This is a genomic window from Streptomyces sp. V2I9 (assembly GCF_030817475.1).
In the GTDB taxonomy this organism is placed as follows: Bacteria; Actinomycetota; Actinomycetes; order Streptomycetales; family Streptomycetaceae; genus Streptomyces.
This window is the reverse complement of the sequence record NZ_JAUSZJ010000002.1, coordinates 5,116,771-5,142,655: the sequence shown is the minus strand read 5'-3', so window position 1 is coordinate 5,142,655 and position 25,885 is coordinate 5,116,771. Positions and strand designations below refer to the sequence as shown.

At 73.1% G+C, this 25,885-nt stretch carries 23 protein-coding genes and 1 pseudogene; 4 read left to right on the top strand and 20 right to left on the bottom strand.

Features of this window, described 5'->3' with window-relative positions:
* Positions 1-93 precede the first annotated feature (93 nt).
* The 11 genes and pseudogenes from QFZ71_RS22655 to QFZ71_RS22605 form a co-directional block, all read right to left on the bottom strand.
* Positions 94-2,196 carry a phosphocholine-specific phospholipase C gene (locus tag QFZ71_RS22655; RefSeq protein WP_307669999.1) on the bottom strand — a complete coding sequence of 701 codons (2,103 nt, stop codon included), beginning with the start codon at positions 2,194-2,196 and terminating at the stop codon, positions 94-96.
* A 147-nt stretch (positions 2,197-2,343) separates the two neighbouring features.
* Positions 2,344-3,603 carry an SLC13 family permease gene (locus QFZ71_RS22650; RefSeq protein WP_307671552.1) on the bottom strand — a complete coding sequence of 420 codons (1,260 nt, stop codon included), beginning with the start codon at positions 3,601-3,603 and terminating at the stop codon, positions 2,344-2,346.
* A gap of 162 nt (positions 3,604-3,765) precedes the next feature.
* Positions 3,766-5,275 (bottom strand): annotated as a pseudogene (gene gatB / locus QFZ71_RS22645) (Asp-tRNA(Asn)/Glu-tRNA(Gln) amidotransferase subunit GatB).
* Between the two features lie 16 nt (positions 5,276-5,291).
* Entirely contained in the window at positions 5,292-5,525 is a 234-nt protein-coding gene (locus tag QFZ71_RS22640; protein WP_018492329.1) for a hypothetical protein, read from the bottom strand.
* Positions 5,526-5,530: 5 nt separating this feature from the next.
* Complete coding sequence (gene gatA, locus QFZ71_RS22635; RefSeq protein ID WP_307669998.1) at positions 5,531-7,024, bottom strand: Asp-tRNA(Asn)/Glu-tRNA(Gln) amidotransferase subunit GatA; 1,494 nt, start codon at positions 7,022-7,024, stop codon at positions 5,531-5,533.
* Positions 7,025-7,029: 5 nt separating this feature from the next.
* Positions 7,030-7,326, bottom strand: a complete 297-nt coding sequence (gene gatC / locus QFZ71_RS22630; RefSeq protein ID WP_003966094.1) for an Asp-tRNA(Asn)/Glu-tRNA(Gln) amidotransferase subunit GatC — start codon at positions 7,324-7,326, stop codon at positions 7,030-7,032.
* 114 nt (positions 7,327-7,440) lie between these two features.
* The gene (locus QFZ71_RS22625; RefSeq protein WP_307669997.1) at positions 7,441-9,660 is read right to left on the bottom strand and encodes a bifunctional diguanylate cyclase/phosphodiesterase; all 2,220 of its coding nucleotides are present in this window, start codon (positions 9,658-9,660) and stop codon (positions 7,441-7,443) included.
* Between the two features lie 396 nt (positions 9,661-10,056).
* Positions 10,057-12,276 (bottom strand): NAD-dependent DNA ligase LigA, encoded by a 2,220-nt coding sequence (gene ligA / locus QFZ71_RS22620; protein WP_307669996.1) that lies wholly within the window; start codon positions 12,274-12,276, stop codon positions 10,057-10,059.
* 32 nt (positions 12,277-12,308) lie between these two features.
* Positions 12,309-13,337 carry a methionine synthase gene (locus QFZ71_RS22615; protein ID WP_307669995.1) on the bottom strand — a complete coding sequence of 343 codons (1,029 nt, stop codon included), beginning with the start codon at positions 13,335-13,337 and terminating at the stop codon, positions 12,309-12,311.
* Positions 13,338-13,434: 97 nt separating this feature from the next.
* Positions 13,435-14,124, bottom strand: a complete 690-nt coding sequence (locus QFZ71_RS22610) for an SDR family oxidoreductase (protein ID WP_307669994.1) — start codon at positions 14,122-14,124, stop codon at positions 13,435-13,437.
* Positions 14,125-14,208: 84 nt separating this feature from the next.
* Complete coding sequence (locus QFZ71_RS22605; RefSeq protein ID WP_307669993.1) at positions 14,209-14,748, bottom strand: TIGR00730 family Rossman fold protein; 540 nt, start codon at positions 14,746-14,748, stop codon at positions 14,209-14,211.
* Positions 14,749-14,851: 103 nt separating this feature from the next.
* Here QFZ71_RS22605 and QFZ71_RS22600 point away from each other — a divergent pair, with 103 nt between their 5' ends.
* Together QFZ71_RS22600 and QFZ71_RS22595 are read left to right on the top strand one after the other, a co-directional pair.
* Positions 14,852-15,187 carry a DUF427 domain-containing protein gene (locus QFZ71_RS22600; protein ID WP_307669992.1) on the top strand — a complete coding sequence of 112 codons (336 nt, stop codon included), beginning with the start codon at positions 14,852-14,854 and terminating at the stop codon, positions 15,185-15,187.
* A gap of 73 nt (positions 15,188-15,260) precedes the next feature.
* Entirely contained in the window at positions 15,261-16,061 is an 801-nt protein-coding gene (locus QFZ71_RS22595) for an alpha/beta fold hydrolase (RefSeq protein WP_307669991.1), read from the top strand.
* 122 nt (positions 16,062-16,183) lie between these two features.
* Here QFZ71_RS22595 and mnmA read toward each other — a convergent pair whose 3' ends face one another.
* Complete coding sequence (gene mnmA / locus QFZ71_RS22590) at positions 16,184-17,320, bottom strand: tRNA 2-thiouridine(34) synthase MnmA (RefSeq protein ID WP_307669990.1); 1,137 nt, start codon at positions 17,318-17,320, stop codon at positions 16,184-16,186.
* A 61-nt stretch (positions 17,321-17,381) separates the two neighbouring features.
* Here mnmA and QFZ71_RS22585 point away from each other — a divergent pair, with 61 nt between their 5' ends.
* A complete protein-coding gene (locus tag QFZ71_RS22585; RefSeq protein ID WP_307669989.1) occupies positions 17,382-18,119 on the top strand; it encodes an N-acetylmuramoyl-L-alanine amidase in 738 nt (245 codons plus the stop codon).
* A 12-nt stretch (positions 18,120-18,131) separates the two neighbouring features.
* On the opposite strand, the gene QFZ71_RS22580 is transcribed toward QFZ71_RS22585, so the two are convergent.
* The 3 genes from QFZ71_RS22580 to QFZ71_RS22570 all read right to left on the bottom strand — a co-directional run bounded on the left by QFZ71_RS22580 (position 18,132) and on the right by QFZ71_RS22570 (position 20,138).
* Complete coding sequence (locus QFZ71_RS22580; RefSeq protein ID WP_307669988.1) at positions 18,132-19,301, bottom strand: cysteine desulfurase family protein; 1,170 nt, start codon at positions 19,299-19,301, stop codon at positions 18,132-18,134.
* A gap of 174 nt (positions 19,302-19,475) precedes the next feature.
* Positions 19,476-19,913: a hypothetical protein gene (locus tag QFZ71_RS22575; RefSeq protein ID WP_307669987.1), complete on the bottom strand. Its 438-nt coding sequence runs from the start codon at positions 19,911-19,913 to the stop codon at positions 19,476-19,478.
* Between the two features lie 69 nt (positions 19,914-19,982).
* Complete coding sequence (locus tag QFZ71_RS22570) at positions 19,983-20,138, bottom strand: hypothetical protein (protein WP_307669986.1); 156 nt, start codon at positions 20,136-20,138, stop codon at positions 19,983-19,985.
* Between the two features lie 116 nt (positions 20,139-20,254).
* On the opposite strand from QFZ71_RS22570, the gene QFZ71_RS22565 reads away from it, so the two are divergent.
* The gene (locus tag QFZ71_RS22565; RefSeq protein WP_307669985.1) at positions 20,255-20,878 is read left to right on the top strand and encodes a TetR family transcriptional regulator; all 624 of its coding nucleotides are present in this window, start codon (positions 20,255-20,257) and stop codon (positions 20,876-20,878) included.
* Positions 20,879-20,919: 41 nt separating this feature from the next.
* Here the strand turns inward: QFZ71_RS22565 and QFZ71_RS22560 are convergent, their stop codons facing one another.
* From QFZ71_RS22560 to QFZ71_RS22540, 5 genes are all read right to left on the bottom strand, one after another.
* Complete coding sequence (locus QFZ71_RS22560; RefSeq protein ID WP_307669984.1) at positions 20,920-21,915, bottom strand: YafY family protein; 996 nt, start codon at positions 21,913-21,915, stop codon at positions 20,920-20,922.
* A 61-nt stretch (positions 21,916-21,976) separates the two neighbouring features.
* On the bottom strand, positions 21,977-22,858 hold the full coding sequence (locus QFZ71_RS22555; RefSeq protein WP_307669983.1) for a thioesterase family protein: 882 nt from the start codon (positions 22,856-22,858) through the stop codon (positions 21,977-21,979).
* A gap of 53 nt (positions 22,859-22,911) precedes the next feature.
* Positions 22,912-23,580, bottom strand: coding sequence for a trimeric intracellular cation channel family protein (locus tag QFZ71_RS22550; RefSeq protein WP_307669982.1), 669 nt, complete (start codon positions 23,578-23,580; stop codon positions 22,912-22,914).
* Between the two features lie 29 nt (positions 23,581-23,609).
* Positions 23,610-24,890, bottom strand: coding sequence for an ABC transporter ATP-binding protein (locus QFZ71_RS22545; protein ID WP_307669981.1), 1,281 nt, complete (start codon positions 24,888-24,890; stop codon positions 23,610-23,612).
* Positions 24,887-25,879, bottom strand: coding sequence for an ABC transporter ATP-binding protein (locus QFZ71_RS22540; protein ID WP_307669980.1), 993 nt, complete (start codon positions 25,877-25,879; stop codon positions 24,887-24,889). The genes QFZ71_RS22545 and QFZ71_RS22540 overlap by 4 nt, the downstream gene beginning before the upstream one ends.
* Between the last annotated feature and the right edge of the window lie 6 nt (positions 25,880-25,885).

The window sequence follows — 25,885 nt, the reverse complement described above, 5'->3', positions numbered from 1 at the left end:
TTCGTGGCCATGGTCACAGGGCCTGATCCGCCCCTGGTACGGGACGGATCGGGCCCTGCCGACCGGCGAGGGGACCGGGGCGGCCGTACCGGGTCAGCCGGAGACGCTGGCGCGGCCGTTCTCGATGTGGCCCATGAGCCGCCGCCGGAAGCCGTCCTCGCCCTCGGCGGTGACGGCGAGGTCGTACCAGCCGTGGGCGTCGGCCGCCGAGTGCACCAGCGACCGGCTGCGGCCCGGCTTGACGGTGACGCGACGGGTCCAGTCCCGTACGTCGTCCTCGTCGACGTAACCGAGCGGCCGCACCAGGAAGGTCAGGGTCCGGCGGCCGGTGTTGCGCAGGGTGAGGTGGACGTCGCGGTCGCGGGGGTCGATGCGGCTGGCGACCTCCGCTCCCCCGTCGGCCGGTCCGGCGAACTCGCGCCGGAAGCCGTTCGGCCCGGTGACCGTGAAGCGGTACGCGTCCCCGGTCACCGGCACGGTCCAGTGCGCGCGGCCCCGGACGTCCCGGTGCTGCGGTGCCGGGAACTCGCCCGCGTACGGGTAGAGCGTGAAGTGCGCCGAGGACCGTCCGGTGTTGTCCAGCTCGACGCGCAGCCCGCCGGGCGTCCTGCGCGCCTCCGCGTCCGGCTGGTACGGGAGCGGGCGCGCCGGGCGTACGCCGGGCTCCTGCTCGGGCAGGTGCTGGACGGCGGGCGGCTTGGGCTGCCAGCGTCCGCTGAACGGCGGGATGGCGGCCGGCCGCTCGACGGCGGGCCGGCGGCGGGCCCGGCCGAAGTCGAAGGCGGAGGTGAGGTCGCCGGTGACGCGGCGCCGCCACTCGCCGATGTTGGGCTCCTCCACCCCGGTCCAGCGCTCCAGGAAGCGGATGACGGAGGTGTGGTCGAAGACCTCGGAGCAGACGTATCCGCCGACGGTCCACGGCGAGACGACCAGCATGGGCACCCGGATGCCGAGTCCGGTGGGGCGGCCCTCCCACTGCTCGTCGGTCACCTCGGGGGGTGCGACGGGCGGCGGGACGTGGTCGAAGAAGCCGTCGTTCTCGTCGTAGTTGATCAGCACGGCGGTGTGCCGCCACACGTCGGGGTGGTTGCCGAGCGCGTCGAGGATCTTGTAGACGACCGTGGCGCTGTGCACGGGCGAGGAGACGCTCGGGTGCTCGGAGTCGATCGCCGAGGGCACCAGGTAGGAGACCTCCGGGAGCGTCCCGGCCGCCACGTCCTTGGCGAACTCGTCGGCCAGCGTGCCGGTCGGGACCCGGCGCAGTCCCCGCTCGAACAGGCTGCGCTCGCGCCGGGTGAGCGTGGCGACCCCCTCGTCCAGCAGGCCCAGGAGCCGGGTCCGCTCGGCCTCGGACGCGCCGCGGACCTTGGCGTAGAAGGACTCCATGTAGGTGTGGCCGCCGGTCCTGGACAGCGCCTTGCGGGCGATGGCCTTGAAGGTGGCGAAGAACTCGATCTGGTTGTCGGTGAAGTTCTCCCACTCGGTGTACGTCCGCCAGCTGCGCCCGGCCTCCTCCAGCCGCTCGGCGTAGGTGGACCAGTCGTAGCCGGGGTGGGTGCCCTCGTTGTAGGCGTCGTTGCCGACGGCCCGCTTCCCGTTCGCCTCGAAGCCGGTCTTGCCGCTCCACAGGTGGTTGCGGTTGGGGCTGGTGGAGGTGTGGACCGAGGAGTGGTAGGCGTCGCAGACGGTGAAGGTGTCGGCCAGCTCATAGTGGAGCGGGATGTCGCGGCGGTCGTAGTACGCCATCGTCGCGGCCGTCTTGGCGCTGATCCAGCCGTTCATCCAGCCGCCGCCCCAGGCTTTCGCTCCGCCGTTCCAGGAGTGGTCGAGGGCGCCGATGTACTGGAGGTCCTTCTTCTGCTTCTCGGCCGCCTCGCGCACCGGGAAGGGCAGCACGGTGGTGCCGGCCGCGCCGGGCTGCTCGAACACCGTCCCGCCGGTGGGCAGCTCGACGGCGTTGCGGTCCCCGAAGCCGCGCACACCGCGCAGGGTGCCGAAGTAGTGGTCGAAGGACCGGTTCTCCTGCATGAGGATCACCACGTGCTTGATCGACCCGAGCCCGCCGGACCCCGCGTGAGCGGGCTGCGCGGCGATGGCGGCCTGGAGCGAGGGCGGCAGGAACGATCCGGCCGCAGCGGCGCCGAGGGCGCCGCCGCCCAGCGCGAAGAGCCGTCGCCGTGACATGTCCGTGGTCAAAGGAGCCTCCTGGTTCCGGGGGTTACAGCCGGGAAGCTAGTCACGTCAGATGGCCCCGGGAAGGACTGCGTACGGCCCCGTGGTGAACGTCCAAGAGGTCGGACCAGAAGTCCAACCGCCCTCCCGCACCCCGACGCACCCTCCGGTTCACACCCCGATGAGGTGCAGCGATGCCCAGAGCGCGACGGTGGCCGCCAGGAGCGTCGCCGGTACGGTCGCCAGCCCGAGCCGGGTGAAGCGGCCCAGCTCGGGGGCGTCGCCGTGGGCGTGCAGGATGCGCCGCCACAGGAGGGTGGCCAGCGATCCGACGTAGGTCAGGTTCGGCCCGATGTTGACCCCGATGAGGGCGGCGAGCAGCGGTCCGGGTCCGGCGGCCGCGACGATCGGCAGCAGGGCGAGGATCGCGGGCAGATTGTTGATCAGGTTGGCGAGCAGCGCGGCGACCGCGGCGACACCGAGCAGGGCGGGCAGGGTGTCGCCGTCGGGCAGCAGGGCGGCGATCCCGTCGCTGAGCCCGTTGTCGACGACGGCCTTGACGACGACGCCGAGCGCGAGGACGAAGAGGCAGAACAGCGGGTTGGCCGCACGGACGACGGCCAGGGGCGTGGTCTCCCGCTTGACGAGCGCCCGGACGCCGAGCACCAGGGCCCCGGCCAGCGCCGCCCACAGCGGTTCCGCCCCCGCGAACGAGGTGACGACGAACCCGGCCAGCGTCAGCGCCAGCACGACGAGCGTGAAGACCGGCACGGGCGTGCGCTCCGCCTCGGGGTCCGGCGGGTGCGCCCCGGCGGCCAGGTCGGCCCGGAACGCCCGGCGGAACACGGCGTACTCGACGGCGACGGCGGCGAGCCACGGCAGCGCCATCAGCGCGGCGAACCGGGTGAAGGAAAGGCCGCTCGCGGTGAACGCCAGCAGGTTGGTGAGGTTGGAGACGGGGAGCAGGAGGGAGGCGGAGTTGGCGAGGTGCGCGCAGGCGTAGACGTACGGGCGGGGCCGCGCGCCGACCCGGGCGGCGGTGGCGAGGACGACCGGGGTGAGCAGGACGACGGTGGCGTCCAGGCTGAGGACGGCGGTGATGAGCGAGGCGACGGCGAAGACGCCGCCGAGGAGGGGCCGGGTCCGGCCCCGGCAGGCGCGGGCGACCAGCTCACCGGCGGCCCGGAACAGCCCCTCGTCCGCGCAGAGCCGGGCGAGCACGAGGATCGCGGCGAGGAACCCGACGACGGGCAGCAGCTCTCCGGCCTGCTCCCGCGCCTCGGACCAGGACACCGCCCCCACGGCCACCACGAGGATCGCGGCGGGCACGGCGGCGGCCGCCTCCGGCAGCCCGCGGGGACGCAGCACGGCGAAGGCGAGGACGCCCAGGAGCAGGGCGAAGGAGACGAACTCGGCGGTGAGGGTGTTCAGCGGATGCTCCCGGGTTCTGCGCGACAGCGCCGGGGGCGGCCCGGTGCGGGGCGGGGCGGGGCGTGGGGCGGGACGAGGCAGGGCGGGACGGTTGAAGGGGCGGTGCACCGGTACGTACAGGAGTACGTACCGGTGCACCGCCCCTTCGGGACGGTCGGGCGGTCAGCCCTCGACGCCGAGCTTCTCCAGGATCAGCTCGCGCACGCGCGCCGCGTCCGCCTGGCCCCGGGTGGCCTTCATGACCGCGCCGACGAGCGCGCCCGCCGCCGCGACCTTGCCGCCGCGGATCTTGTCCGCGATGGCCGCGTTGCCCGCGATGGCCTCGTCCACGGCCGTGGACAGCGCGCCCTCGTCCGAGACGACCTTCAGGCCGCGCTTCTCGACGACGGTGTCCGGGTCGCCCTCGCCCGCGAGGACGCCCTCGATGACCTGGCGGGCCAGCTTGTCGTTGAGGTCGCCCGCGGCGACGAGCGCGGCCACCCGGGCGACCTGCGCCGGGGTGATCGGCAGCTCGTCCAGACCGCGGCCGGTCTCGTTGGGCGTTGCGGGCCAGCTCGCCCATCCACCACTTGCGGGCCTGGTCCGCGGGGGCGCCCGCCTCGATCGTGGCGACGATCAGGTCGACGGCGCCCGCGTTGAGGATGGACTGCATGTCGTGGTCGGAGACGCCCCACTCCTCCTTGAGCCGCGCCCGGCGCAGCCGGGGCAGCTCGGGGAGGCCCTTGCGCAGCTCCTCGACCCAGTCGCGCGCGGGCGCGACGGGGACCAGGTCCGGCTCGGGGAAGTAGCGGTAGTCCTCGGCGTTGTCCTTGATGCGGCCGGCCGTGGTGGAGCCGTCCTCCTCGTGGAAGTGCCGGGTCTCCTGCACGATCGTGCCGCCCGAGGACAGCACGGCGGCGTGCCGCTGGATCTCGAAGCGCGCGGCCCGCTCGACGGAGCGCAGCGAGTTCACGTTCTTCGTCTCGGAGCGGGTGCCGAAGGTCTCGGTGCCGTTGGGGCGCAGCGACAGGTTGACGTCGCAGCGCATCTGGCCCATCTCCATGCGGGCCTCGGAGACCCCGAGGGCCTTGATCAGCTCGCGCAGCTCGGCGACGTACGCCTTGGCGACCTCGGGGGCACGGGCCCCGGCTCCCTCGATCGGCTTGGTGACGATCTCGATGAGCGGGATGCCGGCCCGGTTGTAGTCGAGCAGGGAGTGGGACGCGCCGTGGATGCGGCCGGTGGCTCCGCCGACGTGCGTCGACTTGCCGGTGTCCTCCTCCATGTGGGCGCGCTCGATCTCCACGCGGAAGATCTCGCCGTCCTCCAGCTGGACGTCCAGATAGCCGTTGAAGGCGATCGGCTCGTCGTACTGCGAGGTCTGGAAGTTCTTCGGCATGTCCGGATAGAAGTAGTTCTTCCGGGCGAAACGGCACCATTCGGCGATCTCGCAGTGGAGCGCGAGACCGATCTTGATGGCCGATTCCACGCCGATCTCGTTGACGACCGGCAACGCGCCGGGCAGTCCGAGGCAGACCGGGCAGGTCTGGGAGTTGGCGTCCTGCTTCAGCTCCGTGGAGCAGCCGCAGAACATCTTGGTCTTGGTGCCGAGCTCGACATGGACTTCGAGGCCCATGACGGGGTCGTAGGACGCGAGCGCGTCCTCGTACGACACCAGGTCGGTGACAGTCACGGTGAAACTTTCCCTCTCAGCCCAGCAGAACGTCGTCGTCGCCGAGACGCTTCAGTTCGCGATAGAGGATCGCGAGTCCGGTGACGATGGCGGCCGCGGAGACCGCCGCGTCGACGAGCCGCAGCACGTCGTTGTCCTGGCGGGCGAGCTTCGCCTGCTTGGCGATGCTGATCGCGCCGAACGCGGTACTGCCGAGCGAGACGTACAGCCCGGTCTTGGACTTCTTGAAGTTACTGGCCTTCTTTGCCATGGCACTCACAGCGACGGAGCCTCCTCAAGCAGCGGGTGCCCCCACTTTTCCACGAAGGCGGCCTCGACGGCCGCTCCGACCTTGTAGAGCCGGTCGTCCTTCATGGCGGGGGCGATGATCTGCAGTCCGACCGGCAGGCCGTCCTCCGGGGCCAGGCCGCAGGGCAGCGACATGGCGGAGTTGCCGGCCAGGTTGGTGGGGATGGTGCACAGGTCCGCGAGGTACATCGCCATCGGGTCGTCGGCGCGCTCGCCGATCGGGAAGGCGGTGGTCGGGGTCGTCGGGGAGACGATCACGTCGACCTGCTCGAACGCCTTCTCGAAGTCCTGGGTGATGAGGGTGCGGACCTTCTGGGCCGAGCCGTAGTACGCGTCGTAGTAGCCGGAGCTGAGCGCGTACGTGCCCAGGATGACGCGGCGCTTGACCTCGTCGCCGAAACCGGCCTCGCGGGTGAGCGCGGTGACGTCCTCGGCCGAGCGGGTGCCGTCGTCGCCGACCCGCAGCCCGTAGCGCATGGCGTCGAAGCGGGCCAGGTTGGAGGAGCACTCGGACGGGGCGATCAGGTAGTACGCGGAGAGCGCCAGGTCGAACGACGGGCAGTCCAGCTCGATGACCGTGGCGCCGAGCGACTTCAGCAGCTCGACCGACTCATCGAACCGCTGGAGCACGCCCGCCTGGTAGCCCTCGCCGCGGAACTGCTTGACGACGCCGACGCGCATGCCCTCGACGGAGCCGTTGCGGGCGGCCTCGACGACCGGCGGGACCGGGGCGTCGATGGAGGTCGAGTCCATCGGGTCGTGTCCGGCGATGGCCTCGTGCAGCAGCGCCGCGTCCAGGACCGTACGGGCGCAGGGCCCGCCCTGGTCCAGGGAGGACGAGAAGGCGACCATGCCGTAGCGGGAGACGCCGCCGTAGGTGGGCTTGACGCCGACGGTGCCGGTGACGGCGGCGGGCTGGCGGATCGAGCCGCCGGTGTCCGTGCCGATGGCGAGCGGGGCCTCGTAGGAGGCGAGGGCGGCGGAGGAGCCGCCGCCGGAGCCGCCGGGGATGCGGGTGAGGTCCCAGGGGTTGCCGGTGGGGCCGTAGGCGCTGTTCTCGGTGGAGGACCCCATGGCGAACTCGTCCATGTTGGTCTTGCCGAGAATGACGACGTCGGCGGCGCGCAGCTTCTGCGTGAGCGTCGCGTCGTACGGCGGGACCCAGCCTTCGAGGATCTTGGAGCCGACGGTGGTCGGCATGTCCTTGGTGGTGAAGATGTCCTTGAGGGCGAGCGGGACGCCGGCCAGCGGGCCGAGCTTCTCGCCCGCCTCGCGCTTGGCGTCCACGGCGCGTGCCTGGGCGAGCGCGCCCTCGCGATCGATGTGCAGGAAGGCGTGGACCTTCTCGTCGACGGCGTCGATCCGGGCCAGGTGGGCCTCGGTGACCTCGACGGCGGTCAGCTCGCCGGAGGCGATCTTCGCGGCGATCTCGGCCGCGGTGAGCTTGATGATGTCCGACATGGTGATCAGTCCTCCCCCAGGATCTGCGGCACCTTGAAACGCTGCTGCTCCTGGGCCGGGGCGCCGGAGAGTGCCTGCGCGGGGGTGAGCGACGGACGGACCTCGTCCGCGCGCATGACGTTGGTCAGCGGCAGCGGGTGGGAGGTCGGCGGTACGTCTTGGTCGGCGACCTCGGAGACGCGGGCGACCGCGCCGATGATGTCGTCGAGCTGACCGGCGAAGTGATCGAGCTCTTCGCCCTTCAGCTCCAGACGCGCCAGCCGGGCGAGGTGGGCGACCTCCTCGCGCGTGATGCCAGGCATGCAGCGATCCTCAGGGGTTGGTGTGTGGTTTTGGCCCAATCCTATGGGGTCTCCCGAGGGCGGGTGCCCCACCCCGATCGGGCTGCGCCTTCACGGGCCGCGTCCCCGTGGTCCTCAGGGGGTGTCGGTCTCCGCCGGGCCGTCCGCCGCCCGGTTCGCCGAGCCGTTCACGGCGCCGTTGACCGCACCGTTCACGGCGCCGTTGACCACGCCGTTGAGCGACGCGTTCATCGAGCCCGTCGCCGAGCCGGTGGCGGCGGCCGCGGCCTGCGCCTTCAGCTCCGCGGGCCGCCGCCAGCCGTGCTCGCCGCGCGCCCGCAGCCAGGCCGTCGTCTCCTGCGGCGGCATGGCGGCCGCCACCAGCCACCCCTGCACCGCGTCGCACCGCAGATCCCGCAGCCGCTCCCACGTCTCGTCGTCCTCGACGCCCTCCGCGACGACGACCAGGCCGAGCGAGTGGGCCAGGTCGATGGTGCAGCGGACGATCTCGGCGTCCTCGTGGTCGACCGCCAGGCGGGCCACGAAGGAGCGGTCGATCTTCAGCTCGCTGACCGGGAGCCTGCGCAGGTGGACCAGGGAGGAATAGCCGGTCCCGAAGTCGTCGAGGGACATCTTCACGCCGTGCGCGGTGAGACCTGCCAGGGTGTCGGCGGCGCGCTGCGGGTCCTCCAGCAGCACGTGCTCGGTGATCTCCAGTTGGAGCGCTCCCGCGGGCACGCCGTGGCGGGCGAGCCGGGCGGCGACGCTCCCGGCGAAGCCGGGGGTGTGCACGTCGCGCGGGGAGACGTTGACCGCCACCGGGACGAACAGGCCCTGCGCCCGCCAGCGGGCGACCTGGGCGAGCGCCGTCTCCAGCACGTACTCGGTGAGGTGCGGCATCAAACCGGAGGACTCCGCGATGGCGATGAACTCGTCCGGGGGGACCCGGCCGCGCTCCGGGTGCACCCAGCGCACCAGCGCCTCCAGGCCTGCGACCTGCCCGTCGAAGCGGACCTTGGGCTGGTAGTGCAGCTCGACCTCGCCCGCGTCCAGCGCCCGGCGGAGATCACCGAGGAGCCCGAGCCGGTCGGGGGTGTTGCTGTCCCGCTTGGACTCGTAGACCTCCACGCCCGTGCGGTCCCGCTTGGCCTGGTACATCGCGACGTCCGCCCGGCGCAGCAGCCCCTCGGCGTCCAGGGCGTGGTCCGGGTGGACCGCGACCCCGGCGCTGGCCTCCAGGACGAGGATCAGCCCGTCGAGGTCGAGCGGCGAGGACAGTTCGGCGACCAGGTGGCGGGCGACCTGCTGGGCACTGGTGGTGGAGTCGGTGTGCGGCAGCAGCACGGCGAACTCGTCGCCGCCCAGCCGGGCCACCTCCGCGCCGCGCGGCAGGGCCAGCCGCAGACGCTCCGCTATCTGGAGCAGCAGCCGGTCGCCGGCCAGGTGCCCCAGGGTGTCGTTGACCGCGCGGAAACGGTCGAGGTCGATGAGGACCAGGGCGGAGCGGGTGCCGAGGGACTCCGCGTCCTCCAGCGCCGACCAGGTCCGCTCCAGCAGCCACTGGCGGTTGGGGAGCCCGGTCAGCGGGTCGCGCAACTGCTCCTCGGCACGGGCGCGGGCGATCCACAGCGTGGAGTCCAGGGCGATGAGCGGCACCGCGAAGAGCGGCAGCAGGACGGGCATGGACATCGCCACGGCGCAGATCAGCGGGGCGAGCCCCAGCAGCGCCACGGCGACGAGCCCCTGCCGCAGCATCGCCGTACGGGCGATGGTGGGCAGTCCGCCGCTGTGCGGGGCCTGGGCGTACCAGAGCAGGACGCGGGTGACGAGCAGATACGTGGACGCCGTCAGGAGCAGTTCCGGGACGGCCGCGATGCCCCAGTCGAGTGGCCGCCAGGGCTCCTCGACGGTGGGGACCTCGCCGAAGGCGGCCAGCACGAGGGCGGCGGCGGCGATACCGAGCATGTCGACCCCGCCGTGCAGCAGCCCCTGCCACCAGCGGTGCCGGCGGGCGGTCCCGACGAGCACCACGACGGCGAGGGAGACCAGGACGGCCGGGAGCCAGCCGTACAGCAGGAGCACCGCGAGGGTGAGGGCGGCGCCGGAGCCGGTGCCGCCCCACCACCGGTCACGGCCGAGGGCGACCAGATGGCCGACGATGATCCCGGTGAGCACGGCGAGCGACCAGCCGACCGCCCCGTCCGGAAAGAGTGCGTGGCCCTGCTGGACGGTCCGGTACGACCCGACCGCCAGCAGTAAGGCGGCGATCGCCACGACGACCGCGCCCACGGGGGCCGTGAGGCCGGCGAAACCTTGCAGCCGCGACACCGGGGCGGCGCTCTCGGTCGGTTTCATTCCGTCCCTCTCACAGCCGGCGGTGCCGATGTCCCTCGGTGGCGTGTCCCTCGGTGGCGCCCGCTTCCGTGGGGCCACGGCCCGGTCGAGGGCCCGTGGACGGCGGGCGTACGTCTCAACAGTAGGCCGCGAAAGGCTTCCAGGGGCAGCGCTCTACAGCTCTTGCCCGAATGCGAACCGACCACCCGTCACCATCTGCTATTGACCCGAACGGGTGGCGCGACAGGGTCATTCGGGGAACGCGTGACCCATCTTCACCCCTCTGCCCCGTTTCCTTCCCCATGGGAGCCGCGCCACGCCGGGAGAGCGTCTCGAAGGCATTGCGATCCGGAGAACGGTGGGCGAACGACGGCCCGGCGGCGGCTGCTCCCCCGTCGCTCCGCCGCCGCCCCGCAGCTACTCCCCGCCGGCCTCGGGCGCGGCCTCCGGGACGGGCAGGGCCGCCTCGCGGGCGCGGTCGGGGCCGTGTTCGAGCAGGACCGCGAAGCCGTCCTCGTCGAGCACGGGGACCTTGAGCTGCATCGCCTTGTCGTACTTGGAGCCGGGGTTGTCGCCGACGACCACGAAGGCGGTCTTCTTCGACACCGATCCGGTGACCTTCGCGCCGAGGGCCTGGAGCGCCTCCTTGGCGCCGTCGCGGGTGTGGCCCGCGAGGGTGCCGGTGACGACGACGGTGAGCCCTTCGAGCGGGCGGGGGCCCTCGTCCTCGTCGGAGCCCTCGTCGGCCATCCGCACCCCGGCCTCGCGCCACTTGCGCAGGATCTCGCGGTGCCAGTCCTCGGCGAACCACTGCTTGACGGAGGCGGCGATGATCGGGCCCACCCCGTCGGCGTCGGCCAGCTCCTGCTCGCTCGCCTCGTCGATCCGGTCGATGGAGCGGAACTGACGGGCCAGCTCCTGGGCGGCGACCGGCCCGACGTGGCGGATGGAGAGCCCGGTGAGGATCCGGGCGAGCGGGGCCTCCTTGGCGGCGGCGATGCCCTCCAGCATGGCCACCGCGTTCTTCTTCGGCTCGCCCTGCTGGTTGGCGAAGACGGTGGCGATCTTCTCCTCGCCGGTCTTCGGGTCGCGCTTGGGCAGCCCGCTGTCCTGGTCCAGCACGTACGCCCGGATCGGCAGCAGCTGCTCGACGGTGAGGGAGAACAGGTCGCTCTCGTCCCTCAGGACCGGCTCGGCGGGCTCCAGCGGCCGGGTCAGGGCGGCGGCCGCCACATAGCCGAAGTGGTCGATGTCGAGGCTCTTGCGTCCGGCGAGGTAGAAGACCCGCTCGCGCAACTGGGCCGGGCAGGTGCGGGCGTTGGGGCAGCGGAGGTCGATGTCGCCCTCCTTCATCGGGCGCAGCTCCGTCCCGCACTCGGGGCAGTGCGTAGGCATCTCGAACGCCTTCTCGGTGCCGTCGCGCAGATCGACGACGGGGCCGAGGATCTCCGGGATGACGTCGCCCGCCTTGCGGATGACCACGGTGTCGCCGATGAGGACGCCCTTGGCCTTGACCACGTTCTGGTTGTGCAGGGTGGCGAACTCGACCTCGGAACCGGCCACTTCGACCGGCTCGACCTGGGCGTACGGGGTGACGCGACCGGTGCGGCCGACGCCGACGCGGATGTTGACCAGCTTGGTGTTGACCTCTTCGGGGGCGTACTTCCAGGCGATGGCCCAGCGCGGGGCGCGCGAGGTGGAGCCCAGCCGCCCCTGGAGCGGGATCTCGTCGAGCTTGACGACGACGCCGTCGATCTCGTGCTCCACGGAGTGCCGGTGCTCGCCGTAGTACGTGATGAACTCCCGCACTCCCGCGAGGGAGTCGACGACCCTGTTGTGCCGGGCGGTGGGCAGGCCCCAGGCGTGCAGCAGCTCGTACGCCTGCGAGAGCCGGTCGATGCTCAGGCCCTCGTGGGCGCCGATGCCGTGCACCACCATGTGCAGCGGGCGGCCGGCGGTGACCTTGGGGTCCTTCTGCCGCAGCGATCCGGCCGCCGCGTTGCGCGGGTTGGCGAAGGGCTTGTCGTCGGCGGCGACCAGGCGGGCGTTCAGCTCCTCGAAGTCCTCCATGGGGAAGAAGACCTCGCCGCGGATCTCGACGAGCGCCGGGATGTCCTCGCCCTTCAGCCGGTGCGGGATCTCGGCGATCGTGCGGACGTTGGGGGTGATGTCCTCGCCGGTACGCCCGTCGCCGCGGGTCGCCGCGCGGGTGAGGCGGCCGTTCTCGTAGGTGAGGTTGACCGCGAGCCCGTCGATCTTGAGCTCGCACAGGAAGTGGTGGTCGGGGGTGCCGACGTCCTTGGCGACCCGGTCCGCCCAGGCGGCCAGCTCCTCGTCGTCGAAGGCGTTGTCCAGGGACAGCATGCGCTCGCGGTGGGCCACGGAGGTGAACTCCGTCCGGTAGGGCCCGGCGACCTTCTGGGTCGGGGAGTCCGGGGTGCGCAGCGCCGGGTGCTCCTCCTCCAGGGCCTCCAGCGAGCGCAGCAGCCGGTCGAACTCACCGTCGCTGACGACCGGCTGGTCCTTCACGTAGTAGCGGAAGCGGTGCTCCTCGATCTGCTCGGCCAGCAGCGCGTGCTTCTCCCGCACGTCCGCCGGAACCGAGCTCTCCTGCTCCACCCGCTGTTCGCCGGCCATCGATCCGTCCTCCCGTTCGCCCGTCGTCCCCGTCACTCAGGGTTGTCCGCGAGCGACTTCGCCGCTCTGGCGCTGTGGGCGAGCGCGGTACGGGCGTACGCGGGCGACGCGCCCGCGAGACCGCACGACGGGGTGACCGCGACGGACCCGGCGAGAGTCCCCGGATGCAGCCCCAGCCTGCTCCACAGCTTCCTGACTCCCATGACGCTACCGCCCGGGTCCGACAATGCCGTCGTTGCCGCGTCGGTGGAGGGCACCACGCCCGGGAAGAGGTGGGTGCCGCCCTCGACGGCTTCCCCGATCGCCTCCTCCTCACGCTCGGTGAGCAGCGAGAAGTCGAACGAGATTCCGTCCGCCCCGGCCCGGCGCAGCAGCGCGAACGGCACCTCGGGGGCGCAGGAGTGGACGACCGTCGTCCCGTCCTCCCCCGCCGCCGCGAGCACGTCGCGCAGGGTCCCCTCGACGATCTGGCGGTCGACGGCCCGGTAGGTGCGGTAGCCGCTGGCGGAGCGGATCCGGCCCAGCAGGACGGCGGTCAGGGAAGGTTCGTCGAGCTGGAGGACCACCTCGGCACCGGGCATCCGGCGGCGGACCTCCGCGAGATGGGCGCGGATTCCCTCGGTCAGGGAGCCGGCGAGGTCCCGGCAGGCCCCGGCGTCGGCCAGCATGGCTTCGCCGCCGCGCAGTTCGAGGGCGGCGGCGAGCGTCCAGGGGCCGACCGCCTGCACCTTGAGCAGCCCCTCGTAGCCCTGGGTGAACTCCTCCAGGGCGTCGAGGTCCTCCCCCAGCCAGGAGCGGGCGCGGCGGGTGTCGCGGCCGGGCCGGTCGCTGATCCGCCAGCCGCTGGGCTCGACGTGCCCGTACATCTCGACGAGCATGCCGATGGTCCGGCCGATCATGTCGGCGCCGGGCCCGCGCGCGGGCAGCTCCGCCAGGTGCGGCATGCCCTGGCCGTCGGCGAAGGAGCCGGTGACGGTCTTCGCCGCCTCCCTCGCGTCTCCCCCGGGCATCGATCCGATGCCGGTCGCCGGACACCCGCTGAACTTGCTCTTCTCGCTCACGCGGGAAGCCTACGGTCCCCCGCGCCCGCCCGGAGTACGCGGGGCTGCGGCACGGCGCACGCGGGTTGCGGCCCGGCGTCGGCGTCCGGCGTCGGGGTCAGCGGCCGGGGCGGACGGTGAGGTCGTTGACCTCGGCGTCGCGCGGCAGGTCGAGCGCCATCAGGATGGTGGTGGCCACCGACTCGGGGTCGATCCAGCGCCCCGCGTCGTACTCCTTGCCCTCCTGCTGGTGCACCTTGGCCTGCATGGGGCTGGCGGTACGGCCCGGGTAGACGCTGGTGACGCGTACGCCGTTGCCGTGCTCCTCGTGGCGCAGCGAGTCCGCGAGCGCCTTGAGGCCGTGCTTGCTCGCGGCGTACGCGCTCCACCCGGCGTGGGCGTTGAGCCCCGCCCCGGAGTTCACGAACAGGACGTGGCCGCGGGCGACGCGCAGCTGCGGGAGCAGGAGGCGGGTGATCTCGGCGGGGGCGATCAGGTTGGCGTCGAGCTGGAAGTGCCAGGCCTTGGGGGTGAGTTCCCCGACCTCGCCCAGCTCGACGACGCCCGCGATGTGCAGCAGGGTGTCGATCCGCTCGGGCATGGCCTGCTGGCCGAAGGCCCAGGACAGCCGGTCCGGGTTGCCGAGGTCGCCGACGAGGGTGCGCGCGCCCGGATAGCGGTCGGCGAACTCCTTGGCGCGGCCGGCGTCGCGGGCGAGCAGGACGAGGTCGTCGCCGCGCTCCAGGAGACGGCGGGCGACGGCGGCCCCGATGCCGGAACCGGCGCCGGTGATGAGGTGGGTAGGCATGGGGCGATCCTAGGCGGCGGGGCGCCTCCCGGCGTCCGGCGGATCCCTCGGGGCGGGCGGGCGGCGCTCCTGGACACGGGCCGCTCACTGGAGTCCGGCGGACTCCTCCAGGTAGGCGAGCGCGCCGACGCCGTCCTTGGCGAAGAAGACCAGGTCGGTCAGGGGCACGGGCAGGAAGCCCTCGTCCTCCATGCGCTGGAACTGCCGGCGCAGCCCGTCGTAGAAGCCCGCCGTGTTCAGCAGGACGACGGGTTTGGTGTGCCTGCCGTGCTTCTTCAGCTCCAGGATCTCGGTGGCCTCGTCGAGCGTCCCGGTCCCACCTACCATGATCACGATCGCGTCGGCCTTCTCCAGGAGGAGCGCCTTGCGCTCGGCGAGGTCGCGGGCGATGACCATCTCGTCGGCGTTCGTCCGGGCCTTCGCGGCGAGGAAGTCGACGGACACCCCCACCAGCCGGCCGCCCGCCGACTGGACGCCGTCCGCGACGACCTTCATGAGCCCGCTCTCCGAGCCGCCCCAGACCAGGGTGTGGCCGCCCCGGCCGAGCAGCTCGGCGAACTCGCGGGCGGGCACGGTGTAGCGGTCGTCGAGGTCGGCGGCGGAGAGGAAGACGCAGATGTTCATGGGGCCACCGTACGACCCGCTCCGGACGCCTCCTCGCCCACCCGTCGCGGGGAACGCGGGCCGTACGGGGAAGAAGACGGCCCCCCGCGTCGCTGAACCGGACATGACTGCCACCCGAGGACACCGCATCACCGTCGAGCAGGGCACCGAGCACGTCCGGGCGGTGCACGACGGGCAGGTGCTGGCCGAGAGCCGCCGCCCGCTCGTGCTGCGCGAGACCGGCTGTCCGGTCCGCTACTACCTGCCGCCCGAGGACGTCCGCACCGACCTGCTCTCCGTCTCGGACACCTCCACCCACTGCCCGTTCAAGGGGGACGCCTCCTACTGGTCGCGGCCCGGCGCCGCCGATCTCGTCTGGGCCTACCCGGACCCGAAGCCGGAAGTCGCCGCGATCAGGGACCACTTCTGCTTCTACGACACGGAGACGGTGGCCGGCTGACCGGAGGAGGCGCTCCGAAAAAACTTCTCCGCCGGAGCGATGAGTTTCCGGGCCCGCCCCGGTCTCCTCACGCATGGACAGGATTCTCTCCGCCGACGGCACGCCGATCGCCTACCTCCGCCAGGGCGAGGGCCCGCCGCTGGTGCTGGTCGGCGGGGCGCTGAGCACCGCGGCGACCGAAGCGCCGCTGGCCGCCCTGCTCGCGCCGCGGTTCACCGTGATCACCTACGACCGCCGGGGCCGGGGCGCCAGCGGGGACGGCGGCTGGGCGGCCGGGCGGGAGGTCGAGGACCTGGCCGCCGTCGTCGGCGCGGCCGGGGCGGGCGCGTCGCTCTTCGGGATGTCGTCCGGCGGGGCGCTGGCTCTGGAGGCGGCGGCGGCCGGGCTGCCGGTGGAGCTGTGCGCCGTGTACGAGCCGCCCTACACGCCGGGCGCCTCCGGCCTCCTGTTCAAGGCCCGCTGCACGACCCGGCTGTACCGGCTGCTGGCCGCCGGGGACCGGGCCGGGGCGGTGGAGCTGTTCCTGTCCATGACGGGGGTGGCCGAGGGGACCGCCGCCCGGATGCGGCGTACGCCGAGGTGGGCGGAGCTGGAGGCGATGGCCCACACCCTGGCGTACGACGACGGGCTGCTGGGCGACGGGGCGATTCCGGCGGAGCGGTTCGCCACCGTCGCCGCCAGGACGCTGGTGATCTGCGGCGGCTTCAGCAGCGCCCCGGCGCGCGCGACGTCCCGGATGCTGGCCGACGCCCTGCCGCGGGGCAGGCACCGCACGCTGACGGGCCAGATGCGCGAGGTGGCGCCCCAGGTGCTCGCCCCGGTGCTGGCGGAGTTCTTCACCCAGGACGTGTACGCGTACGGGCGGGTGCCGTGACGGGGCTCCCGCACGCACACGTCCGGGGCCGGGCGTCGTGACGGGGCCCCCGCGCGGATACACGTACGGGCGGGCGTCCCACGTCCTGACCGGCCCGCACCCGGCCCCGGGCGGGGCCCGGCTCAGCCGGCCGTCGGCACCCGTTCGCGGCGCACGGTCGTGGCGATGGTGGCCGAGCCGACCACGCGCGTGCCGTCGTACAGGACGACCGCCTGGCCGGGGGCCACGCCCCGGACCGGCTCGGCGAAGGTGACGTGGAGCTCGGAGCCGTCCACCAGCTCGGCGGTGACCTCGGTCTCGCCGCCGTGGGCGCGGAGCTGGGCGGTGTACGCACCGGGCCCGGTGGGGGGCGTTCCGCACCAGCGGGGCTTGATGGCGGTCAGCGCGGTCACGTCCAGGGCCTCGACGGGGCCGACGGTGACGGTGTTGTTCACCGGGGAGATGTCGAGGACGTAGCGCGGCTTGCCGTCGGGGGCCGGGTGGCCGATCTTCAGGCCCTTGCGCTGGCCGATGGTGAAGCCGAACGCGCCCTCGTGGGTGCCCAGCTTCGTACCGGACTCGTCGACGATGTCGCCCTCGGCCGGTCCGCCCAGGCGGTTCGCCAGGAAGCCCCGGGTGTCGCCGTCCGCGATGAAGCAGATGTCGTGGCTGTCGGGCTTCCTGGCGACGGCCAGGCCCCGGCGCTCGGCCTCGGCGCGGATCTCGTCCTTGGTGGTGAGGGTGTCGCCGAGCGGGAACATGGCGTGGGCGAGCTGCTTCTCGTCCAGGACGCCGAGGACGTAGCTCTGGTCCTTGGCCATGTCGGAGGCGCGGTGCAGCTCCCGGCCGCCGTCCTCGGTGAGGACGACGGTGGCGTAGTGGCCGGTGCACACGGCGTCGAAGCCGAGGGCGAGGGCCTTGTCGAGCAGCGCGGCGAACTTGATCTTCTCGTTGCAGCGCAGGCAGGGGTTGGGCGTGCGCCCGGCCTCGTACTCCGCGACGAAGTCCTCGACGACGTCCTCGCGGAAGCGTTCCGCCAGGTCCCAGACGTAGAACGGGATGCCGATGACGTCGGCCGCTCGGCGGGCGTCCCGCGAGTCCTCGATGGTGCAACAGCCGCGCGCCCCGGTCCGGAAGGACTGGGGGTTCGCGGACAGGGCGAGGTGGACACCGGTCACGTCGTGGCCCGCCTCGACGGCACGGGCCGCGGCGACGGCGGAGTCCACGCCGCCCGACATCGCGGCGAGGACACGCAGGGGGCGCTGGGAAGTCTGAGTCATAGCCCCTCCAGGGTACGGGTCGCCGGGAACCGAACGCTCGCGGATATGCGTTGACGATCACATGAGCAACAACGGGAGCACCGGGGCGTCACGCAAGCCGTCCGGTTCGTCGTCGCGGAAGAAGTCCGGCGACGGCGTCAGCCGGCGCGCGCTGCTGATCGGCGGGGGCGCGGTGGCGGCCGGCGCCGCCGCCCTGCTCGCCCGCGACACGGTGAAGCGGCTGTGGTGGCAGGTGCCCGGCGTCGAGAAGCCCCGCAAGCCGGGCGAGCTGGACTATCCGGGGGCGACCTGGGTGGCGGCGTCGGACGCGAACTGGCGGCGCGCGGACCGCCCGGCCGACTTCCCCGTCGACCGGGTGATCATCCACGTCACCCAGGGCAGCTTCGCCAGCGCGGTGAAGGTGTTCCAGGACCCCGCCCACCAGGCCGCGACGCACTACATCGTGGGGCAGGACGGGCGGGTGGTCCAGATGATCCGCGAGCTGGACGTGGCGTACCAGGCGGGCAACCGCGCCTACAACGAGCGGGCGGTGGGCATCGAGCACGAGGGGTTCGTGGACCGGCCGAAGGACCTCACGAAGGAGATGTACGCGTCATCGGCGCGGCTCACGGCCTCCATCTGCGCCCGGCACGGGATACCCGTCGACCGGGAGCACATCATCGGGCACGTGGAGGTGCCGGGCACCGACCACACCGATCCGGGGCCGCACTGGGACTGGGACCGGTACATGGAGCTGGTCCGGCGGGCTGCGGCGGCGCCCACCGCCGCACCCTCGCCCTCGCCGTCGGCGAAGGCGTAGCGCGGCGTCCCGTCAGCTCAGTCCGGCGGTCCTGGCCCGTTCGACCGCCGGGCCGATCGCCTCGGCGAGCGCCTTCACATCCTCCTCGGTCGAGGTGTGGCCGAGCGAGAAGCGCAGGGTGCCGCGTGCCAGGTCCGGGTCGGTGCCGGTGGCGAGCAGGACATGGCTGGGCTGGGCGATGCCGGCGGTGCAGGCCGAACCGGTGGAGCAGGCGATGCCCCGGGCGTCCAGCAGGAGGAGCAGCGAGTCGCCCTCGCATCCGGGGAAGCTGAAGTGGGCGTTGGCGGGGAGGCGTCCGGCCGGGTCGGGGTCGCCTCCGAGCACGGCGTCCGGCACGGCCCGGCGCACGGCGGCCACGAGGTCGTCGCGCAGGGAGCCCACCCGCCGGGCGAACTGCTCGCGCCGCTCGGCGGCCAGCCGCCCGGCGACCGCGAAGGAGGCGACGGCGGGCGCGTCCAGCGTTCCGGAGCGTACGTGGCGTTCCTGGCCGCCGCCGTGCAGCACGGGTACGGGGGTGTGGTCGCGGCCCAGCAGCAGCGCGCCGATCCCGAAGGGGCCGCCGATCTTGTGGCCGCTGACCGTCATCGCGGCCAGCCCGGAGCGGGCGAAGTCGACCTCCAGCTGCCCGTACGCCTGGACCGCGTCGGCGTGCATGGGAATCCCGAACTCCGCCGCGACCGCCGCCAGTTCGTGTACCGGCATGATGGTGCCGATCTCGTTGTTGGCCCACATCACGGTGATCATCGCAACGTCGTCGGGGTTGCGGAGGACCGCCTCGCGCAGGTCTTGCGGGTGCACCCTGCCGTGGCGGTCGACCGGGAGGTGCTCGACGGTCGCGCCCTCGTGCTCGGCGAGCCAGTCGACGGCGTCGAGGACCGCGTGGTGTTCGACCGGACCGGTCAGGACGCGGGTGCGGCGGGGGTCGGCGTCGCGGCGGGACCAGTAGAGGCCCTTCACGGCGAGGTTGTCGGCCTCCGTGCCGCCGGAGGTGAACACCACCTCGCTGGGGCGGGCGCCGAGGGAGTCGGCGAGGGCTTCTCTGGACTCCTCGACGGTACGGCGGGCCCGGCGTCCGGCGGCGTGCAGCGAGGACGCGTTGCCGGTGACGGAGAGCTGGGCGGTCATCGCCTCGATCGCTTCGGGAAGCATCGGCGTGGTCGCGGCGTGGTCGAGGTATGCCATGGTGGGGCCGATTCTACGAGCCCGGGGCGGGGCGCACGCCGGGCGCGTCACGGCCGGGGCCGGCGCAGGGCCGCGCGGACGGCGGTGACCAGGACGGAGACCCGGTCCGGAGTCCGGCCGGAGCCCCTCCGCGCCGGGGAGCGGCGGCCCGCGGACCCCCGAGGGGGACGGGTGTCAGCCGCCGATGTTCCAGGCGACCGCGCCGTCGGCGGTGACCAGGACGGCGAGCACGACGAGGTCCGCGACGCCCAGCGCGAGACCCAGGAAGGCGCGTCCACGGCGGCGGGTGCGGCGGGCCAGGGACAGCAGCGCCATCACGACAGCGGTGGGCCCGAGCACGATGTTGAAGATCAGCAGCCCGACGAGGCCGAGGACGAAGGAGGCGACGGCGAGGGAGTCCGCCTCACGCCCCGCGGGCCGGGACGCGGCGGCGTCCGGACGTACGGCGGCATTCGTACGCGCGTCCGCGTCCGTCGTCGCGGGTTCGGCCTCGGGGACGGCCTGGCCGGGCGCGTCCGCGGCGGGGGCCGGGCCGGCGCCGGGAACGGCGGTCCCGGCCGAGGCGTCGGCGGGGCTCCCCGTGGCGCGGCGGGCGAGGTCGGTGAGGGTCATGGTGCGAGCTCCTTCGGATCGGCGGGGGAAACGACAGGCTCGGCGGGTGCGGGCCGCGGGGCCTGCGGGTCAGCGCGGACGGCGCGATGTGCGCTCGCGGACGGCGAAGATCAGCAGCCAGCAGCCGATGACGGTCGTGGCGGCCAGGGAGATCGCGAGCGGGAGGTGGGCGACCGCCCCGAGGAGGATTCCCAGCAGGAGCAGCGCGGCGACGAGGGCGAGCACGGCGGAACCTCTCTGTGCGACGACGAAAGCCGTTCGGAGTACGAGTGTTCACTGACTCCCCAGCCTAAACCTCTCGCCTCTTCCTCGACTCGGAGAACAGCTGTTTACTGAATGGCATGAGTCACACCGCCGGGATCCGGCAGACCCAGAAGCTGAGGACGCGCCGGGCCCTCCTGGATGCCGCCCTCGTCCTGCTGGAGCACCAGAGCCTGAGCAGCCTGGGCCTGCGGGAGGTCACCCGCGCCGCCGGCCTCACCCCGACCGCCTTCTACCGGCACTTCGAGGATGTCGCCGCGCTCGGCGTCGCCCTGGTCGAAGAGGCGCTGGGCAGCCTGCACGGGCTGATCGGCGCGGTGCTCGCGGAGACGGGCGACAGCGAGGAGCGGCTGGACCGCAGCGTGGCGGTGATAGCGCGTCATGTCGGCGCGCAGCCCGCCCACTTCCGGTTCATCTCCCGTGAGCAGCACGGCGGGGTGCGTCCGGTGCGGGAGGCCATCGCCGCCCAACTGCTGCGGTTCGCACGGGAGGTGGCGTGCGCGCTCGGCCAGGAGCCGGGGTCCGCCGGATGGACCGAGGAGGACCTGCTGATGCTCGGCGGCCTCTACGTGGACCACATGGTGATCACCACGTCGGCCCTGCTGGAGGCCGGGCCGGAGGGCGAGGCGGAGGTCGTGCGGGTGGCCCGGCGGAGGCTGCGTCTGGTCACCATCGGCCGGGCGCACTGGCTGGACGAGGGCTGAGGCGGCGCCCGGCCCCTCCCCCGCCACCGCGGCAGGAGGCACTACGGTCCCGGCCGGCCGCCGTCCGCGTACAGGGCGACCACCCCGGCGGCGGCCTCGGCCGGCAGGGCGCGGGCCTCGGGCGGGTCGAGGACCTCCACGGTCGGCCCGAACGCCAGCAGGGAGCGCGCCCAGCCGACCTCCGATACGGCCAGCTCCGCCAGCAGCCACTGTCCCGGCTCCTCCCCCGGCCGGGGCTCGTCCGGTCGGGGCTCCCCGGTCAGCGCACCCGCGTTCAGCCGCCGGAACAGCTCCAGCCGGGGCCGGTGCACCCGGACCCGCAGCCGCACCGCCGACGGGCGGCGCTCCACCTCGGCGCGCAGCGTCTCCCACACGTCCGCCAACTCCGCGCCCGCGCGCCGCCGTACGGGGTCCCCGGTGGGTTCGGCGGTGTGCACGCGGTCGGCGCGGAAGAGGCGGGGGCCGCCGTCGAGGTCCGCGACCAGGTACCAGACGCCGGCCTTCACGACGAGGCCGTACGGATCGACGGTGTAGTCGCGCGGGGCGTCCTCGCCGCTGTGCCGGTAGCGCAGGCGCAGTCGCACGTCGGCGAGGACGGCGTCCTGGAGTTCGGCGATGTCCACGGCGGTCCGGGGGCCGCTCATCCAGCGGGCCGGGTCCACGAGGACGCGGCGGCTGGTCCGCTCGGCGGCCGGGCGGTGCGGGGCGGGCAGGGCGGCCATGACCTTGCGCAGGGCGGAGCGGAGCGCGGCGTCCAGGCCGAGGGCGGCGTGCGCGTCGTCGGCGGTGAACACGAACAGGGCGCGCGCCTCGTCGGCGGTGAGGCCGGTGACGTCGGTGCGGTAGCCGGGGAGCAGGGCGATACCGCCGTACCGCCCGCGTTCGGCGTAGACGGGTACCCCGGCGGCGGAGAGCGCCTCGACGTCCCGGTAGACGGTGCGTACGGAGACGTCGAGGCGCTCGCCCAGCTCGGCGGCGGGGACCGTGCCCCGCGTCTGGAGCAGCAGGAGGACGGCGAGCAGCCGGTCGGCTTTCACCGGTCCATGATGACGGGCTCCGTACCGCCCGTGTCCACCGCGGCCCGGGGCCCTCCCCCGGCTACGCCGTGCGCGGGGCCTTGGCGAGCTGGCGGGACTGGGCCACCAGGCGGTCGGCGCTGTCCCAGACCTCGGCGTCCTCCTCCAGGAAGCCGCCCGCGAGGTTGCGGGTGGTGATCGAGACGCGCAGCGGGCCCGGCGCGGGGCGGCAGCGGATGTGGGTGGTCAGTTCGACGGTGGGGGTCCAGCCGGTGAGGCCCAGCTCGAACGAGGTCGGCGGCAGGGCGTCCACGGTGAGCAGCAGCGACAGCGCGTCCGGGTCACGGCCGTCGGCCAGGCCGAACCAGCCGCGCATCTCGCCCTTGCCGGAGGGCGCGCCGATCGCCCAGCCCACGGTCGCCGGGTCGAGCTTGATGTCGAGGCGCTCGGTGATGGCGGAGCTGCCGGGGATCGGGGCGTCGCCGTCGCTCGGGCCGAGGCAGTGGTCCCGGTCGGGCATGGCGGGCGGCAGGGCGGTCGTGCGGACGTCGTCGGGGAGCGCGTCCAGGTCGCCGTAGGTGGCCAGGACCCGGATGCGCTCGACCTCGTTGCCGTCCCCGTCGTACTGGAGGAGGGACGCCTGTCCGGTGGAGAGCGTACGGCCGGTGCGGACGACCTCGGTGCGGATCACGGCGGGGCCGGGCACGGAGGCGGTGAGGTAGTGCGCCGAGACCGAGAACGGGTCGGGGTGCGGCAGGGCCTCGCCCAGGGCGCGGCCGAGCAGGGCCAGCAGGTAGCCGCCGTTGACGGCGTGGATGATGGTCCAGCCCGCGGAGAGTTCGGCGTCGTAGACGCCCTCTTCCCGCAGGGTGACCGCGGTGTCCCGGTCGAACTCGCTGTCGCCGATGGTCGCCCGTGCGGTCCGCGCCGCTCCGGTCACTGCCTCAGTCGCTGCCTGTGCCATGGCACGCACGGTACATCGACCACCCTACTGAGCGGTAGCTTTTGTGGGCCGCATTACCCGCCCAGGAGCTCGTCGGCCCGCGCCGACGACCGGTTGTAGGCGCGCGGCGCCCGCCAGTGGAAGCGCAGCGCCAGCAGCCGCAGGACGAACGCGGCGATCACCGCGAGGCCGCTGGTCAGGGCGTTGAGGGTGTCGAAGCGGATGCACAGGACCACCATGGTCGCGCCGACGATCGCGGGCACCGCGTACAGGTCGCGGTCCCAGCGCAGCAGCGAGGGCACCTCGTTGGCCAGCACGTCGCGCAGCACACCGCCGCCGACCGCCGTGGCCAGCCCCAGCGCCGCCGACGCCGTGAGCCCGAGGCCGTACTCGTACGCCTTGACGGTGCCGGTCACGCAGAACAGCCCGAGCCCCGCCGCGTCGAAGACGTTGACGCCGGCCTGGATGCGCTCCACGTGCGGGTGGAGGAAGAAGACCAGTCCGGCGGCGAACAGCGGGGTGATGAAGTAGCCGAGGTCGGTGAAGGCGGCGGGCGGGATCGCGCCGATCATCACGTCACGGAACAGCCCTCCGCCCAGCGCTGTCACCTCCGCGAGGACCGCGATGCCGAAGACATCGAAGTTCTTGCGGACGGCGAGCAGGGCGCCCGAGATCGCGAAGACGAAGATCCCGACGAGGTCGAGCGCATGCTGGACGGAGGGCGTGAACAGTTCGGTGAGCACCGGCCAATTGTGCCGGGCCCGGGCGCTCCCTAGGCCTTGGGGCTCTCCTCCGCCTTCTCGGAGGCGTCCGCGTCGGGCTGCGCCGGCACGGTCGCGGACTCCGGCTCCGTGCCTGCGGACTCCTCGTCCGGGGCGTCCGCCGCCTGCTCGGAGGCGTCCGCGCCGGCCGGTGCCGGGACGGTCGCGGGCTCCTGCTCCTGCTCCGGGGCGCCGCCCGCGGTCTCGGGCGTTTCGCCCTCGGAGGTCTCCACCGCCTCGGCCGCCACCGCCGCCGTGGCGGTGACCGCCTCGATGCCGGTGGCCAGGGTCTGCTTCACCGTCCCGGCCTCGATCCCGGCCGTGAAGTGGCAGGCCACCTTGTGCCCGTCGCCGGTGTCCAGCAGCGGCGGGCGCTCCGTGGCGCACTTGGTCTCCTGCACCCACGGGCAGCGGGTGTGGAAGCGGCAGCCGGCCGGCGGGTTCGCCGGGGAGGGCAGGTCGCCGTGGAGCAGGATGCGCTCGCGGCGGTCCTCGACCTCGGGGTCGGGCACCGGGACCGCCGACATCAGCGCCTTGGTGTACGGGTGCCGGGGCCCCGCGTACAGCGCGTCGCTCGGGGCCTCCTCGACGAGCCCGCCGAGGTACATCACGCCGATGACGTCCGAGATGTGCCGGACCACCGCGAGGTCGTGCGCGATGACCAGGTAGGTCAGGCCGAGGGACTCCTGGAGCTCCTCCAGCAGGTTGATCACCTGCGCCTGGACCGAGACGTCCAGCGCCGAGACCGGCTCGTCGCAGATGATCACGTCCGGCTCCAGGACCAGCGCGCGGGCGATCCCGATGCGCTGGCGCTGGCCGCCGGAGAACTCGTGCGGGTAGCGGGACATCGCGTTGGACGGCAGACCGACCTTGGCGAGGATGTCCTTGATCTTCTCCCGGCGCTCCGCCCGGTCCTTGCCGATGCCGTGGGCGGCCATGCCCTCGGACAGGATCGACTCGATGTTCTGCCGGGGGTTGAGGCTGCCCAGCGGGTCCTGGAAGACCATCTGGAGGCGGCGGCGGAAGGCGCGCATCTCCTCGGAGGGCAGCTTCGCCAGGTCGGTGCCGTCGAAGACGACCCCGCCGTCGGTGATGTCGTTCAGCCGCAGGACCGCCCGGCCGAGCGTCGTCTTGCCGCAGCCCGACTCGCCGACCAGGCCGTACGTCTGGCCGGCCTCGATGGTCAGCGAGACGCCGTCGACCGCGTAGACGTGGCCCACCGTACGGTCGAAGAAGAGGCCCTTCTTGACCGGGAAGTGGACTTTGACGTCGTCCAGTTCGAGAAGGCTCATGCCGGGACCTCCGCCTTGGGCAGGACCGGGTTGACGCAGCGCACCTGGTGGCCGGCCGTGCGTGGTTCGGTCAGTTCGGGGGTGCCGGTCAGGCACTCCATCGTGTAGTGGTCGCACCGGGGTGCGAACGCGCAGCCGTCGGCCCAGGCGATCTTGTCGTTGATGGACCCGCGGATCGGGTTGAGCGGCTCGCCGCGCGGTGCGTCCAGGCGCGGGATGGAGCCGAGCAGCCCGTGCGCGTACGGGTGGGTGGGGTGCGCGAACAGCTCGCGGCGGCCCGCCGACTCCACCGCCCGTCCGGCGTACAGGACGTTGACCTCGTCGCAGAGGCCGGCGACGACCCCGAGGTCGTGCGTGATCATCAGCAGGGCGGTGCCCTGCTGGTCGACCAGCTCCTTCAGGAGCTCCAGGATCTGCGCCTGGATGGTCACGTCCAGGGCCGTCGTCGGCTCGTCGGCGATCAGCAGCCGGGGCGCGCAGGCGACCGCCATGGCGATCAGCGCGCGCTGGCGCATACCGCCGGAGAGCTGGTGCGGGTACTCCTTGAGCCGCCGCGCCGGGTCGGGGATGCCGACCCGGTCGAGCAGCGAGGCCGCTTCCTTGCGGGCCTTCTCGCCCTTCAGCCCGCGGTGGCGCTGGAGGATCTCGGTGACCTGGACGCCGATCGGGACGACCGGGTTCAGCGAGGAGAGCGGGTCCTGGAAGATCATCGCGAGCTGGCTGCCGCGCAGGTCGCGCAGCTTGCGCTCGTTCAGCGTCAGCAGGTCCCGGCCGTCGAACTCGGCGCGGCCGCCGATCCGCACGCCTTTGCGGGGCAGCAGCCCCATCAGGGCGAGCGAGGTGACGGACTTACCGCAGCCCGACTCGCCGACCAGGCCCACGACCTGACCCTGGTCGACGGTGAAGGAGACGCCGTCCACGGCCGTGGCGTCCTTGCGGCCGCGGGCGGTGAAGGTGACGCTGAGTTCCTCAACGGAGAGCAGTGACATGGGACT